Below are 13,684 nucleotides of genomic sequence, written 5' to 3' on the forward strand. Positions count from 1 at the left end.
GATTGGATATATGTTGCGTTGGTTGACTGCCGGTGAATCCCATGGCCCGGCACTGCTCGGAATTGTTGAAGGCGTCCCCGCCGGTGTTGAACTCACCAGCGAGGAAATACGTGACGCCTTGGCGCGTCGCCGTCTCGGCTATGGCCGCGGCGCCCGGATGAAGTTCGAGCAGGACGAAGTGACCATCCTTGGCGGCGTCAGGCACGGCGTGACGCAGGGTGGCCCCGTCGCGATCCAGATCGGCAACACCGAATGGCCCAAATGGGAGCAGATCATGTCTGCCGACCCGGTGGACCCCGCAGTCCTCGCGGACCAAGCCCGCAATGCGCCGTTGACACGTCCGCGGCCCGGCCATGCGGACTTCACAGGCATGCAGAAGTACGGATTCCCTGAGGCCCGCCCTGTGTTGGAACGCGCCAGTGCCCGCGAGACCGCCACGCGTGTCGCCTTGGGTACCGTCGCTTCGCAATTCCTGAAGCAGCTTGGTATCGAGCTCGTGAGCCACACCGTATCCATCGCGAGCGTGACCGTGCCCGAGGGCCGCCCCCTGCCCGTGCCGTCCGACGTCCTGGCCCTCGACGCCGATCCTCTGCGTTGTTTCGACCGGGAGACCTCCGACGCCATGGTGGCCGAGGTCGACGCAGCACACAAGGAAGGCGAAACCCTCGGCGGTGTTGTCGAAGTCCTGGCCTACGGCCTTCCGCCGGGGCTCGGAAGCTACGTGCACTGGGACCGTCGCCTCGACTCCCGCCTGGCCGCTGCCCTGATGGGCATCCAGGCAATCAAGGGCGTCGAAGTCGGCGATGGCTTCCTGACAGCGGCCCGCCGTGGCTCCGCCGCGCACGATGAAATCGTCAAGGACGAAACCGGCCGGATCGTCCGCAAGACCAACCGGGCCGGTGGCATCGAAGGCGGCATGAGCATCGGCGAAGTCCTGCGTGTCCGTGCCGCCATGAAGCCCATCGCCACGGTCCCTCGTGCGTTGAAGACCATTGACGTGAGCACCGGTGAGGCCGCCAAGGCGCACCACCAGCGCTCCGACGTCTGTGCCGTTCCGGCGGCGGGTGTCGTGGCCGAGGCCATGGTTGCCCTGGTGTTGGCCGAGGCCGTTGCCGAGAAGTTCGGCGGTGACTCGGTCGCTGAGACCGCCCGGAACCTTCGGGGTTACCTGGACAGCATCCCGGCAACCCTGGACTCGGTCGGCCACTAGTGGTCCGCGGTAACCCGGGCGCCGGTTATGGGCGCGCGATCGTTTTGGTTGGGCCAATGGCCGTCGGCAAGTCGGTCATCGGCCAGCAACTCGCCCAACAATTGGGCGTGCCCTTCGTGGACACGGACGCCGTCATCGTTGAGCACCACGGCACGATTGCGGATATTTTCGCCGGTCGCGGAGAACACGCATTCCGGGAGATCGAGGCCAGGACGGTGGCACGCGCCGTCGACGCTGCGAACATCAACCGTGCCGTAGTCTCGCTGGGTGGCGGCGCAGTGCTCGATTCGGGCACGCAGCAGCTGCTGGGCGACTGCACCGTGATCTACCTTGAGTGCGACGCCGAGACTGTCGCCGAGCGCATTGCCCGCAACACAGGCCGGCCACTCCTGGCCGGCGACGCCATGGCCCGCTGGGAGACCCTTTTTGCCGCCCGGCGTCCAGTCTATGAACGCCTTGCAGACATCATCGTCGACGTCCGGTCCGGGACAGTGGCGGAAATCGCCCTCCACGTGGAGGAAAGACTGCGTGAATACGCGGCCTTGAAAGAGGAAGTGCAAAAGTGAGCAACGAAGCAACTGTCATCAAGGTCACTGGCCAGTCCGCCAACGAGAACTATGACGTCGTTGTCGGGCGCGGGCTCCTGGAGACCCTTCCCGCGAAGCTGGGCGAGCGGGTCCGGCGGGTTCTCGTGATCCACCCTCGTGCCCTGCGCCTCACGGGCGATACGGTCCGCGCCGAACTCGAGGCTGCCGGGTTCACGGCCCTCACAGCCGAGATCCCCGACGCCGAAGAAGGCAAGCACATCCAGGTTGCCGCCTTCTGCTGGCAAGTGCTTGGCCAGAACGACTTCACCCGCTCCGACGCCATCGTGGCGGTCGGCGGCGGCGCGGTCACCGACCTCGCCGGATTCGTCGCCGCAACGTGGCTGCGCGGCGTCAAGGTCATCCACATGCCCACGAGCCTCCTCGGTATGGTGGACGCATCGGTTGGCGGCAAGACCGGCATCAACACGGCCGAAGGCAAGAACCTGGTAGGTTCCTTCCATCTGCCCGCGGCTGTCCTCGCGGACCTGGACACTCTCCAGACGCTGCCCAAGAACGAGTTGATCTCCGGAATGGCGGAGGTCATCAAGTGCGGATTCATTGCCGATCCCGCCATTCTGGAACTCGTCGAAAACAAGCCGGAGGAAGTCACCGATCCAGGCTCGGCGGTGCTCCGCGAGCTCATCGAACGCGCCATCGCGGTCAAAGCGAAGGTGGTTTCCGAAGACCTCAAGGAATCCGGCCTGCGTGAAATCCTCAACTACGGGCACACCCTTGGCCATGCGATCGAACTCGTGGAACGCTACTCGTGGCGCCACGGCGCAGCGGTTTCGGTCGGCATGATGTTTGCCGCCGAGCTCGCCCGCAGCGTCGGCCGGCTTTCCGACGTCGACGCCGACAGGCACCGCACCATCCTGGAGGGACTCGGGTTGCCGGTCACCTACCGCCGGGACCGCTGGCAGGGCCTGCTGGACGGCATGCGCCGTGACAAGAAATCCCGCGGAGACCTCTTGCGCTTCGTGGTGCTCGACGGCGTCGCAAAGCCCGGAATCCTTGACGTCCCGGACACCTCGTTGCTCTTCGCTGCCTACCAGGAGATCGCATCATGACCACCGAGACCTTCAGCAGCATCAGCGATTGGCCCACGGGCGGATTCCCCGGGGTGCGCACCAACCCTGACACCCTCCTGCCGGCCATCGTCAACGAGGAAGCCATGCAGTCCGCACTGGCCGAGTCGAGCGATCCGGCCGACCGCATCATGGCCCTCATGCTCGAAGGCCACCCGGGTGAAGCCGCCGAGTTGTTGGCCGAGGCGCGCTACAACGATCCCGAGTCGTTCAAATTGCGGATCTTCGAGGCCGAACTGCACCGTGCCACCAACCGCTTTGACCGGGCCGTGGAGCTCTTCCGCCAACTCCTGGGCGAAGTCCACGGCACCGCCAAGGAACCTGTCGTCCACCAATATTTGGGGCGGGCCTATTTTGTGGCCGGCAATCACGTCGCCGCTGCAGAATCGTTTACCAAGGCCTTGGACCTGCGGGTCGCCTTGGCGGCCGACGCTTCGCTGATCTACTCCTCTGCTGTGGCCCTGCAGCGCGCCCGGAACGTCCTCGAGTTCGCCTCCTGACACGGGCGCGGCCAGGCTCGGCGCATTTTGCCGGTAGAATGGACTTTGGATTTTTGATAAATACGCGCTGGCGGCCGTCACGGCATGCCTGCTTGGCATAGTCGGCTGGAAGCTAAACCAGTAGCTAAAGCGGTAGCTAGCACCAGTGAGAGAAACCAGAGGATACTAGTGGCAACCACAAATGACATCAAGAATGGAACCGTGCTGAAGCTCGAGGGCCAGCTCTGGAACATCATTGAGTTCCAGCACGTCAAGCCGGGCAAGGGCGGCGCGTTCGTGCGCACGAAGATGCGCAACGTCATGTCGGGCAAAGTGGTCGACAAGACCTTCAACGCCGGCCTCAAGATCGAAACCGCCACGGTTGACCGCCGCGACTACCAGTACCTGTACCAGGACGGCGCGGACTTCGTGTTCATGGACACCCAGGACTTCGACCAGATCACGGTTTCCGGTGCCACGGTAGGCGACGCCACCAACTTCATGCTGGAAAACCAGATGGTCAACATCGCCATCCACGAGGGCACCCCGCTCTACATCGAACTGCCCCCGAGCGTTGTCCTCGAAATCACCTACACCGAGCCGGGCCTGCAGGGCGACCGCTCCTCGGCCGGAACCAAGCCGGCTACCCTCGAGACCGGCTACGAGATCCAGGTGCCCCTCTTCGTTGAGAACAACACCAAGGTCAAGGTCGACACCCGCGACGGCAGCTACCTGGGCCGGGTCAACGACTAGTGAGCGCCCGTGGTAAGGCCCGTAACAGGGCCCTCGAAGTACTGTTCGAGGCGGAGCAGCGTTCCGCCTCCGCTTTCGAGGTCTTGAAGGCCCGCCGGGAAATGACCGACCTCGTCGTCAACCCGTACACGGTGGACATCGTGGAAGGCGTGGTTGCCATGCAGCCCACCATCGACGAGTTCCTGCAGACCTACGCCCAGGGCTGGACCTTGGAGCGGATGCCGGCGGTAGACCGCATCATCCTGCGGATCGGCGCCTGGGAACTCCTCTACAACGACGACGTGCCTGACGGCGTAGCAGTCAGCGAAGCGGTAGCCCTGGCCAAGGTCATGTCCACCGACGAATCTCCTGCGTTCATCAACGGCCTCCTCGGCCGCTTGCAGACGCTGAAGCCTTCACTGCTCGCATAAGCGGCATTGGAAGCAGACGAAGGGCCGGAGCCACGGGAAACCGCGGGCACCGGCCCTTCGTCGTACCCGCAACTGTGAGCTAAAACGCAGCGCCCTGGCCCCGGGCGCGTCCGGCGGGCCTGAGCCCTGTGGTAATTTTGAAGAGCAAATGTTCCTTTTTTAATTCCGTCCCGTGAGGCGGGGAAAGGGGAGACGAGCGATGACTGAAGTCACTGCGCCGGTGCCGTCCCGGGTTGTTCTCAACCACGCGGATATCGATCGTGCGCTCACTCGTATCGCCCACGAGATCCTCGAAGCCAACAAAGGCTCCCAGGACCTGGTTCTTTTGGGCATCCCGCGCCGCGGTTATCCGCTGGCAGTGCGGCTGGCAGAGAAAATCGCCGCCGCGGATCCGTCCGTCAACGCTTCCGCGATTGTCGGTCAGCTGGACGTCACCATGTTCCGTGACGATCTTTCGCACCAGCCCGCCAGGCCTCCATACCCCACCAAGCTGCCGTTGTCCGGCATCGACAACAAGGTTGTTGTCCTCATCGATGACGTCCTGTACTCGGGCCGCACCATCCGGGCAGCCCTTGACGCCATCATCGACCTCGGCAGGCCACGCATCGTCCGCCTTGCCGTCCTCGTGGACCGCGGGCACCGCGAACTGCCGATCCGCGCGGACCACGTCGGCAAGAACCTGCCCACGTCTTCTTCGGAAAAGGTCCGGGTCCACCTCGAGGAACTCGATTCCGTTGATGGCCAGCCCATCAATGAAGTAGTGATCGAGGCGGGCGCATGAAACACCTGCTCTCCACCGAGAACCTGAGCGCCGAGAACGCCATCCGGATCCTGGACACCGCCGAAGAGATGGCTGCAGTGGGGGACAGGGAGGTCAAGAAGCTGCCCGCCCTGCGCGGCCGCACCGTGGTCAACCTCTTCTTCGAGGACTCCACCCGCACCCGCATTTCCTTCGAGGCCGCGGCGAAGCGGCTGTCCGCCGACGTCATCAACTTCGCGGCCAAGGGTTCCTCGGTTTCGAAGGGCGAGTCCCTCAAGGACACCGCGCAGACGCTCGCCGCCATGGGGGCCGATGCGGTAGTCATCCGCCACTGGGCTTCCGGGGCTCCGCACCGCCTGGCTGCCACCGACTGGATCGACGCGGCCGTCATCAACGCCGGGGACGGCACCCACGAACACCCCACGCAGGCACTCCTGGACGCCTTCACGATGCGTCGCCACTGGTCCTCGTTGCACGGCTCGGCGTCCACAGGCGCCGACCTCACGGGCATGCGCGTCGCCATCGCCGGCGATGTCCTGCACTCCCGCGTCGCCCGCTCCAACGTGTGGCTCCTGCGCACGCTTGGTGCGGAAGTAACCCTGGTGGCCCCGCCCACTTTGCTGCCGATCGGCGTCGAACACTGGCCTTGCAAGGTCAGCTACAACCTCGACGAGACCCTCGAGGCCGGAGTGGACGCCATGATGATGCTGCGCGTCCAAGGTGAGCGCATGAACGCTTCCTTCTTCCCTTCCACCCGCGAGTATTCGCGGCGCTGGGGCTTCGACGATGCCCGCCTCCGCGCCCTCGACGACCTCGGGCTCAAGGACACCATCATCATGCACCCCGGCCCCATGAACCGCGGGCTGGAGATTTCTTCCGCCGCCGCCGATTCGCCGCGCTCCACCGTCCTGGCCCAGGTCCGCAATGGCGTGTCGGTCCGGATGGCCGCCCTGTACTTGCTGCTCTCGGGGGATTCCCGTGAAGCCGCCCCCATGCCGGGCACCGCCCGTTCCGATAAGGAGAGCAACTGATGACCCAGACCTCAACAGGGACAGCAACGGGTACCTTTTTGATCCGAGGTGCGGCCATCCTGGGTGGCGACGCCGAGGACCTGCTGATCCGCGACGGCGTCATCGCTGAGCGCGGCACCGGCCTTACCGCCGACGGCGCCACCGTGATCGAGGCCGCGGGCCTCGTGGCGCTTCCGGGCATGGTAGACATCCACACGCACTTGCGCGAACCTGGCCGCGAAGACGCGGAAACCGTGGAGACGGGCACCCGCGCCGCGGCCCTTGGCGGCTACACCGCGGTCCACGCCATGGCCAACAGCAACCCGGTGGCGGACACGGCCGGCGTCGTCGAGCAGGTCCACAGCCTGGGCCGCGCCTCCGGTTGGGTGGACGTCCGCCCGGTGGGCGCCGTTACGGTCGGGCTCGCCGGCGAGCAGCTCGCCGAACTCGGCGCCATGGCGGACTCCCGCGCGCAGGTCCGGGTCTTCTCCGACGACGGAATCTGCGTCCACGATCCCGTGCTGATGCGCCGCGCCCTGGAGTACGTCAAGGCGTTCGACGGCGTCGTAGCCCAGCACGCGCAGGAACCCCGCCTCACCGCGGGTGCCCAGATGAACGAGGGCACCGTGTCCGCGGTCCTCGGCCTGGCCGGGTGGCCGGCAGTCGCCGAGGAAAGCATCATCGCCCGGGACGTCCTGCTGGCCCAGCACGTCGGTTCGCGCCTCCACGTCTGCCACGTATCCACCGCCGGCTCGGTGGAGATCGTCCGTTGGGCCAAGGAACGCGGGATCAACGTCACCGCGGAGGTCACACCCCACCACTTGCTGCTCACCGACGAACTGGTCCGCAGCTACGACCCCGTCTACAAAGTCAACCCGCCCCTGCGCACCGACGCGGATGTCCAGGCGCTCCGTGCCGGGCTCGCGGACGGCACCATCGACGTCGTCGGCACGGACCACGCCCCGCACCCGAGCGAGCACAAAGAGTGCGAGTGGGCCCAGGCGGCCATGGGCATGACGGGACTGGAGACTGCTTTGTCGGTAGTCCAGGAAACCATGATCGAAACGGGGCTCATGACGTGGGCCGACTTCGCCCGGGTCACGTCCACGGTTCCCGCGGCCATTGGCCGCGTGGCGGATCAGGGACGTCCGCTCGAGGCCGGCGAGCCCGCGAACGTCATCCTCGTGGATCCGGCTGCCCGGTGGACCGTGGATCCGCATAAGATGGCGACCATGGGCCGGAACTCACCCTTTGCGGGCAAAGAGCTGCCCGGCGCCGTCGTCGCCACCTTCTTCAAGGGCCACCCGACCGTGCTGGACGGAAAGCTCAACACGCCGTACCGCTACGAAGCGGAGCCGGCCGGCGCCGGCAGCAACTGATGGACACCAAGATTGCTTCGCTGCTCCTCGTCGTGGTTCTCGCCGCGGTCGCGGCCGGACTCATTGCGATAGGTTGGCGGGGCAGGCTCAAGCGGCAGGCCGGCCTCGGGCAGCTTCCGGATCTACCTGAACTGCTCAGCCCGGCAGGCATTGTGGCTGAAGGGCAGTATGTGGCCACGACGACGGCGGGAGACTGGCTCGACCGGGTGGCCGTCCACGGGCTTGGCTTCCGCGGCAACGCGGAAATGAGCATCCATCCGGAAGGCATCCTCTTCGACCGGAAGGGGACCGCACCATTGTTCGTTCCGGCGGAAGCCGTGACCGATTGCGGCAGCGCCACCGGAATGGCAGGCAAGTTCGTGGAGAAGGATGGGCTCGTGGTCTTGAGCTGGATGCTTGGAGAACACGAACTCGATACCGGATTCAGGCCCAGGCGCGCCGCTGACAAGCAACCGCTCCTCGAAGCACTTCAAGAATTGATCTCTGCAGCCCCCCAGGCAGATGCCGATAGTGGAAAGTAACAAAGTGACGGACACCAACGCAGTGACAGGCAATACCAACCCAGCAGAGTCCTCCGCGGCAGTGCTGGTCCTCGAAGACGGCCGCACGTTCCGCGGCCGCAGCTATGGCGCCACGGGCGTGGCCCTGGGCGAGGCGGTCTTCGCCACCGGTATGACCGGCTACCAGGAAACCATTACGGACCCCTCCTACGCCCGCCAACTGGTGGTCCAGACCGCTCCGCATATCGGGAACACCGGTGTGAACAAAGAAGACGCCGAGTCCCGCCGCATCTGGGTGGCCGGCTACGTGGTCCGCGACGCCGCGCGACGCCCATCGAACTGGCGCTCGGAGCGCAGCCTCGACGCAGAGCTCGTCGAACAGGGCATCGTCGGCATCCAGGCCGTGGACACCCGCGCCATCACCCGGCACCTGCGTGAGCACAAGACCATGCGGGCCGGAATCTTCTCCGGCGAGGCAGCCCAGGCCACCGACAAGGAGCTCCTGGACACCGTCCTGGCCAGCGCACCCATGGAAGGTGCCCGCTTGGCCGAAGAAGTGAGCATCGACGAAGCATACGTCGTCGAGCCCGCGGACCATGGCTGGGACGGCGAGCCGAAATTCAGCATGGCCGCGATCGACCTTGGCATCAAGGCCATGACCCCGGTCCGCTTCGCCGAACGCGGCGTACGTGTCCATGTCCTGCCGGCCACCGCAACACTGGAAGACGTCAAGGCAGTCAACCCTGACGGCTTCTTCATGTCCAACGGCCCCGGCGACCCCGCCACGGCGGATGCCCAGGTGAAACTGCTCCGCTCCGTGCTCGATGAGAAGCTGCCGTACTTCGGAATCTGCTTCGGCAACCAGATCCTGGGCCGCGCCCTCGGATTCGGTACCTACAAGCTCAAGTACGGCCACCGCGGAATCAACCAGCCGGTGATGGACCGCCGCACGGGCAAAGTCGAAATCACCTCGCAGAACCACGGCTTCGCCGTCGACGCTCCCATGGACGGTGCCACCATGGCTCCCGAAGAGCGCTTCGGCCGGGTCGAGGTCAGCCACGTGAGCCTCAACGACGACGTCGTCGAAGGACTCGCCTGCCTCGACATTCCGGCCTTCTCGGTCCAGTACCACCCCGAAGCCGCGGCCGGACCGCACGACGCCGCCTACCTCTTCGACCGCTTCATCGAGCTGATGGAGAGCACGAAGAACGGCCAGGACGCCGCACAGGGCACCGACACTCAGACATCGAACTCCGCGAAGAACGAGGACACCAAGTAATGCCAAAGCGTACAGATCTCAAGAGCGTCCTCGTTATCGGGTCCGGCCCGATCGTCATCGGCCAGGCGGCCGAATTCGACTACTCCGGAACCCAGGCCCTGCGGGTGCTCAAAGAGGAGGGCCTGCGCGTCATCCTCGTGAACTCCAACCCGGCCACCATCATGACGGACCCCGAGTTCGCCGATGCCACCTACGTGGAGCCCATCACCCCGGAGGTAGTGGAAAAGATCATCGCCAAGGAGCGCCCGGACGCCGTCCTGCCTACCTTGGGTGGACAGACGGCCCTCAACACGGCCATCGCGCTCGACAAGAACGGCGTGCTCGAGAAGTACAACGTCGAACTCATCGGTGCCAACATTGCCGCGATCGAACTCGGCGAGGACCGCGAAAAGTTCAAGGGCGTCGTGGAACGCTGCGGCGCCGAGTCGGCGCGCAGCCACATCATCCACACCATGGATGAAGCACTGACTGCGGCGGAAGACCTCGGCTACCCGATGGTTGTCCGCCCATCCTTCACCATGGGCGGCCTGGGCTCGGGGCTGGCGTACAACGAGGACGACCTGCGCCGCATCGTGGGCCAGGGCCTGCAGTACAGCCCCACCTCCGAGGTCCTGCTCGAAGAGAGCATCCTCGGCTGGAAAGAGTACGAGCTGGAGATGATGCGCGACAAGAACGACAACGTCGTTGTTGTCTGCTCCATCGAGAACTTCGATCCGGTGGGTGTCCACACGGGCGACTCCATCACGGTTGCCCCGGCCCTGACCCTGACGGACCGCGAGTACCAGAGGCTGCGCGACATCTCCATCGCCGTCATCCGCGAAGTCGGCGTCGACACGGGTGGCTGCAACATCCAGTTCGCCATCGAGCCGGACACGGGACGCGTCGTCGTCATCGAAATGAACCCGCGGGTTTCGCGATCCTCGGCGCTGGCTTCCAAGGCCACCGGCTTCGCGATCGCCAAGATCGCCACCAAGCTCTCCCTGGGCTACACCTTGGACGAGATCCCCAACGACATCACGCAGAAGACTCCGGCATCGTTCGAGCCGACGCTCGACTACGTCGTCGTCAAGGTTCCGCGATTCGCGTTCGAGAAGTTCCCGGCCGCGGACAACACGCTGACCACAACCATGAAGTCCGTCGGTGAAGCCATGGCCATGGGCCGCAACTTCACGGAAGCCCTGCAGAAGGCCCTTCGCTCCCTTGAGCAGAAGGGCTCGCAGCTGGACTTCAGCCACGTTCCCGAATGGGAAGTTCCGGAACTCATCGAGAAGTCCAAGCGCCCGACGACGGACCGCCTCCACCAGGTCCAGCGCGCCCTGCTCGGCGGCGCCTCGGTTGAGGAACTCTACGCCGCAACCAAGATCGATCCGTGGTTCCTCGACCAGCTGCAGTTGCTCAACGAAATGTCCCACGAGATCCGCAAGGCCGGCGCCCTGACGGAAGACATGCTCCGCAACGCCAAGCGCCACGGTTTCTCGGACGAGCAGATCGGCGCCCTGACGCACAACCCGGAGGCCGTTGTCCGCGGCGTCCGGCAGGCCCTGGGCATCCGTCCGGTTTACAAGACGGTGGACACCTGTGCCGCTGAATTTGCCGCCTACACCCCGTACCACTACTCGTCATATGACGAGGAGGACGAGGTCGGCCTGCACTCCAAGCCTTCCGTCATCATCCTGGGTTCGGGACCGAACCGCATCGGCCAGGGCATCGAGTTCGATTACTCGTGCGTCCACGCCTCCATGGCGTTGCGCAAGGCCGGTTACGAGACCGTCATGGTCAACTGCAACCCGGAAACCGTCTCCACGGACTACGACGTCTCAACGCGCCTCTACTTCGAACCGTTGACTCTCGAGGATGTCCTCGAAGTCATCGCGGCCGAGGAGCGCACGGGCGGCGTCATGGGCGTGTTCGTGCAGCTCGGCGGACAGACCCCGCTCAAACTCGCACAGCAGCTGGCGGACGCCGGCGTGCCGATCCTGGGTACCTCCCCGGAAGCGATCGACCTTGCCGAGCACCGCGGCATGTTCTCGCGCGTGCTTGACCAGGCCGGACTGATCGCCCCGAAGAACGGCACCGCTGTGTCCTTCGAGGACGCGAAGAAGATCGCCGACGAAATCGGCTACCCGGTCCTCGTCCGTCCGTCCTACGTGCTGGGCGGACGCGGCATGGAGATCGTCTACGACGAGGCCAACCTCTCGCGCTACATCGCCAACGCCACCGAAATCACCCCGGACCACCCGGTGCTGATCGACCGCTTCCTCGAGGACGCCGTCGAAATCGACGTCGATGCGCTCTTCGACGGCACGGACATGTACCTCGGCGGCATCATGGAGCACATCGAGGAAGCCGGCATCCACTCCGGTGACTCCGCGTGCGTCCTGCCCCCGATCACCCTGGGCAGCAACGTGATCGAACGCGTCCGCACGGCCACCCGGGCCATCGCTGAAGGCGTCGGCGTCCGTGGCCTCATCAACATCCAGTTCGCGCTGGCTTCAGACGTGCTCTACGTGCTTGAGGCCAACCCGCGCGCTTCCCGCACCGTTCCGTTCGTCTCAAAGGCAACGGGCGTGCAAATGGCCAAGGCTGCGGCCCTGATCGGCACCGGCGTCACCATCAACCAGCTCCGCAGCGCCTACAAGATGCTGCCGGAGACGGGCGACGGTTCAACCCTGCCGCTCGACGCGCCTGTCGCGGTGAAGGAGGCCGTGCTGCCGTTCAGCCGCTTCAGGACCCCTGAAGGCAAGGTAGTGGACTCGCTGCTCGGCCCGGAAATGCGCTCCACCGGTGAGGTCATGGGCATCGACAAGCACTTCGACACCGCTTTCGCCAAGAGCCAGGCCGCGGCCAACAACGCGTTGCCCACCGAAGGCAAGATCTTCGTCTCTGTGGCCAACCGGGACAAGCGATCGGTGATCATGGGCGTCAAGCGCCTGTCCGATCTCGGTTTCGAGATCGTCTCGACGGGTGGCACTGCGGATGTCCTGCGCCGCAACGGCATCCAGGCCACCCCGGTCCGCAAGGTTGCCGAGGGCAGCAGCGCCGAAGGCGAAGGAACCATCGCGGACCTCATCATCGCCGGCGAAATCGACATGGTCTTCAACACGCCTTCCGGCGGCGAGGCCCGCAGCGACGGCTACGAACTCCGGGCGGCCGCAACGTCCATCGGCATCCCCTGCATCACTACGGTTGCCGAGTTCAACGCCGCCGTGCAGGCCATCGAGGCACTGCGCACCTACGAGTGGTCGGTGACGAGCCTGCAGGAGCACGCAGCGGCACTGTCAGCTTCCCAGGCCGCGGCAGCCGAGGCCGTCAATGCCTGAGTCTGCCGCAGCCGGGCAGCGTTCACTTGCGCAGCCGGGAAGGGAGCCTTTCGGTTCCCGCCTGGCTGCCGCAATGGCAGCCCGCGGCCCCTTGTGCGTCGGCATTGACCCCCACCCGGGGCTCTTGGCGGACTGGGGATTGAACGACGACGTCGCCGGCCTGGAGCGCTTTTCGCTCACCGTCGTGGAGGCTGTGGCAACGCTCGCTGCCGCGGTCAAGCCGCAGGTGGCACTCTATGAGCGTCACGGCTCGGCAGGCATGGCGGTCCTGGAACGGACCCTCGCGGTCGCATCGGACGCCGGAGTATTGAGCATCGCCGACGCCAAGCGCGGAGACATCGGCTCCACGATGGCTGCCTACGCCGACGCCTGGCTACGGGATGGCTCCGCCTTGGCAGCAGACTCGGTGACGCTGAGCCCGTACCTCGGCTTCGAGTCGCTGCGCCCGGCGCTCGACCTCGCGGCGGAGTCCGGCCGTGGTGTTTTCGTGCTCGCCCTGACGTCCAACCCGGAGGGCAAGTCCGTGCAGCATGTTGGCGGTACGGAATCGGTGGCCCGGCGGATCGCCGAGGCCGCGGCCGAGGAGAACCGCCGTTATCCCGGTGCCATGGGGTCTGTCGGTCTCGTGGTGGGTGCCACGATCGGCAGGGCGCTCGTGGAACTCGGGCTGGACCTCGACGCCGTCCACGGGCCCATCCTTGCGCCCGGGCTGGGCGCGCAAGGAGCCACGCCGGCGGATCTGCGTGCCACTTTCGGCGCGGCATACCCGGCGGTCCTCGGGACGTCGAGCCGCGGAATCCTGGCGGCTGGTCCAACGATTGCCGGACTACGATCCGCCACCGAGTCCACCCGCGACGGCTTGCTGGAAGCCTGAGCCTGATCTTCGTCGGTCCAATGCATTGCGCTCCGCAC

The 13,684-nt window shown here is 65.5% G+C and carries 13 protein-coding genes; all 13 read left to right on the top strand.

Features of this window, described 5'->3' with window-relative positions:
* The first annotated feature begins 10 nt into the window (after positions 1-10).
* The gene (gene aroC, locus AC3WJU_RS07375; RefSeq protein ID WP_059389196.1) at positions 11-1,210 is read left to right on the top strand and encodes a chorismate synthase; all 1,200 of its coding nucleotides are present in this window, start codon (positions 11-13) and stop codon (positions 1,208-1,210) included.
* Entirely contained in the window at positions 1,210-1,776 is a 567-nt protein-coding gene (locus tag AC3WJU_RS07380) for a shikimate kinase (protein ID WP_306959780.1), read from the top strand. The genes aroC and AC3WJU_RS07380 overlap by 1 nt, the downstream gene beginning before the upstream one ends.
* The gene (gene aroB, locus AC3WJU_RS07385) at positions 1,773-2,864 is read left to right on the top strand and encodes a 3-dehydroquinate synthase (protein WP_492259545.1); all 1,092 of its coding nucleotides are present in this window, start codon (positions 1,773-1,775) and stop codon (positions 2,862-2,864) included. The genes AC3WJU_RS07380 and aroB overlap by 4 nt, the downstream gene beginning before the upstream one ends.
* The gene (locus AC3WJU_RS07390) at positions 2,861-3,382 is read left to right on the top strand and encodes a tetratricopeptide repeat protein (RefSeq protein WP_059389193.1); all 522 of its coding nucleotides are present in this window, start codon (positions 2,861-2,863) and stop codon (positions 3,380-3,382) included. The genes aroB and AC3WJU_RS07390 overlap by 4 nt, the downstream gene beginning before the upstream one ends.
* Positions 3,383-3,550: 168 nt before the next feature.
* Positions 3,551-4,114, top strand: a complete 564-nt coding sequence (efp, locus tag AC3WJU_RS07395; protein WP_028267136.1) for an elongation factor P — start codon at positions 3,551-3,553, stop codon at positions 4,112-4,114.
* Entirely contained in the window at positions 4,114-4,524 is a 411-nt protein-coding gene (gene nusB, locus AC3WJU_RS07400; protein WP_059389192.1) for a transcription antitermination factor NusB, read from the top strand. Before efp ends, nusB begins: the two co-directional genes overlap by 1 nt.
* A 199-nt stretch (positions 4,525-4,723) precedes the next feature.
* Positions 4,724-5,305, top strand: a complete 582-nt coding sequence (pyrR, locus tag AC3WJU_RS07405; protein WP_059389191.1) for a bifunctional pyr operon transcriptional regulator/uracil phosphoribosyltransferase PyrR — start codon at positions 4,724-4,726, stop codon at positions 5,303-5,305.
* Entirely contained in the window at positions 5,302-6,315 is a 1,014-nt protein-coding gene (locus AC3WJU_RS07410; RefSeq protein WP_284989275.1) for an aspartate carbamoyltransferase catalytic subunit, read from the top strand. The genes pyrR and AC3WJU_RS07410 overlap by 4 nt, the downstream gene beginning before the upstream one ends.
* Positions 6,315-7,673 (top strand): dihydroorotase, encoded by a 1,359-nt coding sequence (locus tag AC3WJU_RS07415; protein ID WP_492259546.1) that lies wholly within the window; start codon positions 6,315-6,317, stop codon positions 7,671-7,673. The genes AC3WJU_RS07410 and AC3WJU_RS07415 overlap by 1 nt, the downstream gene beginning before the upstream one ends.
* Positions 7,673-8,194, top strand: a complete 522-nt coding sequence (locus tag AC3WJU_RS07420; protein ID WP_492259547.1) for a PH-like domain-containing protein — start codon at positions 7,673-7,675, stop codon at positions 8,192-8,194. Before AC3WJU_RS07415 ends, AC3WJU_RS07420 begins: the two co-directional genes overlap by 1 nt.
* Positions 8,175-9,452: a glutamine-hydrolyzing carbamoyl-phosphate synthase small subunit gene (carA, locus tag AC3WJU_RS07425; protein WP_492259548.1), complete on the top strand. Its 1,278-nt coding sequence runs from the start codon at positions 8,175-8,177 to the stop codon at positions 9,450-9,452. The genes AC3WJU_RS07420 and carA overlap by 20 nt, the downstream gene beginning before the upstream one ends.
* Positions 9,452-12,772 (top strand): carbamoyl-phosphate synthase large subunit, encoded by a 3,321-nt coding sequence (carB, locus tag AC3WJU_RS07430; RefSeq protein ID WP_284989279.1) that lies wholly within the window; start codon positions 9,452-9,454, stop codon positions 12,770-12,772. The genes carA and carB overlap by 1 nt, the downstream gene beginning before the upstream one ends.
* On the top strand, positions 12,765-13,646 hold the full coding sequence (gene pyrF, locus AC3WJU_RS07435) for an orotidine-5'-phosphate decarboxylase (protein WP_332602180.1): 882 nt from the start codon (positions 12,765-12,767) through the stop codon (positions 13,644-13,646). The genes carB and pyrF overlap by 8 nt, the downstream gene beginning before the upstream one ends.
* Positions 13,647-13,684: the final 38 nt, after the last annotated feature.

The organism is Arthrobacter sp. FW306-1B-F12A (genome assembly GCF_058781865.1).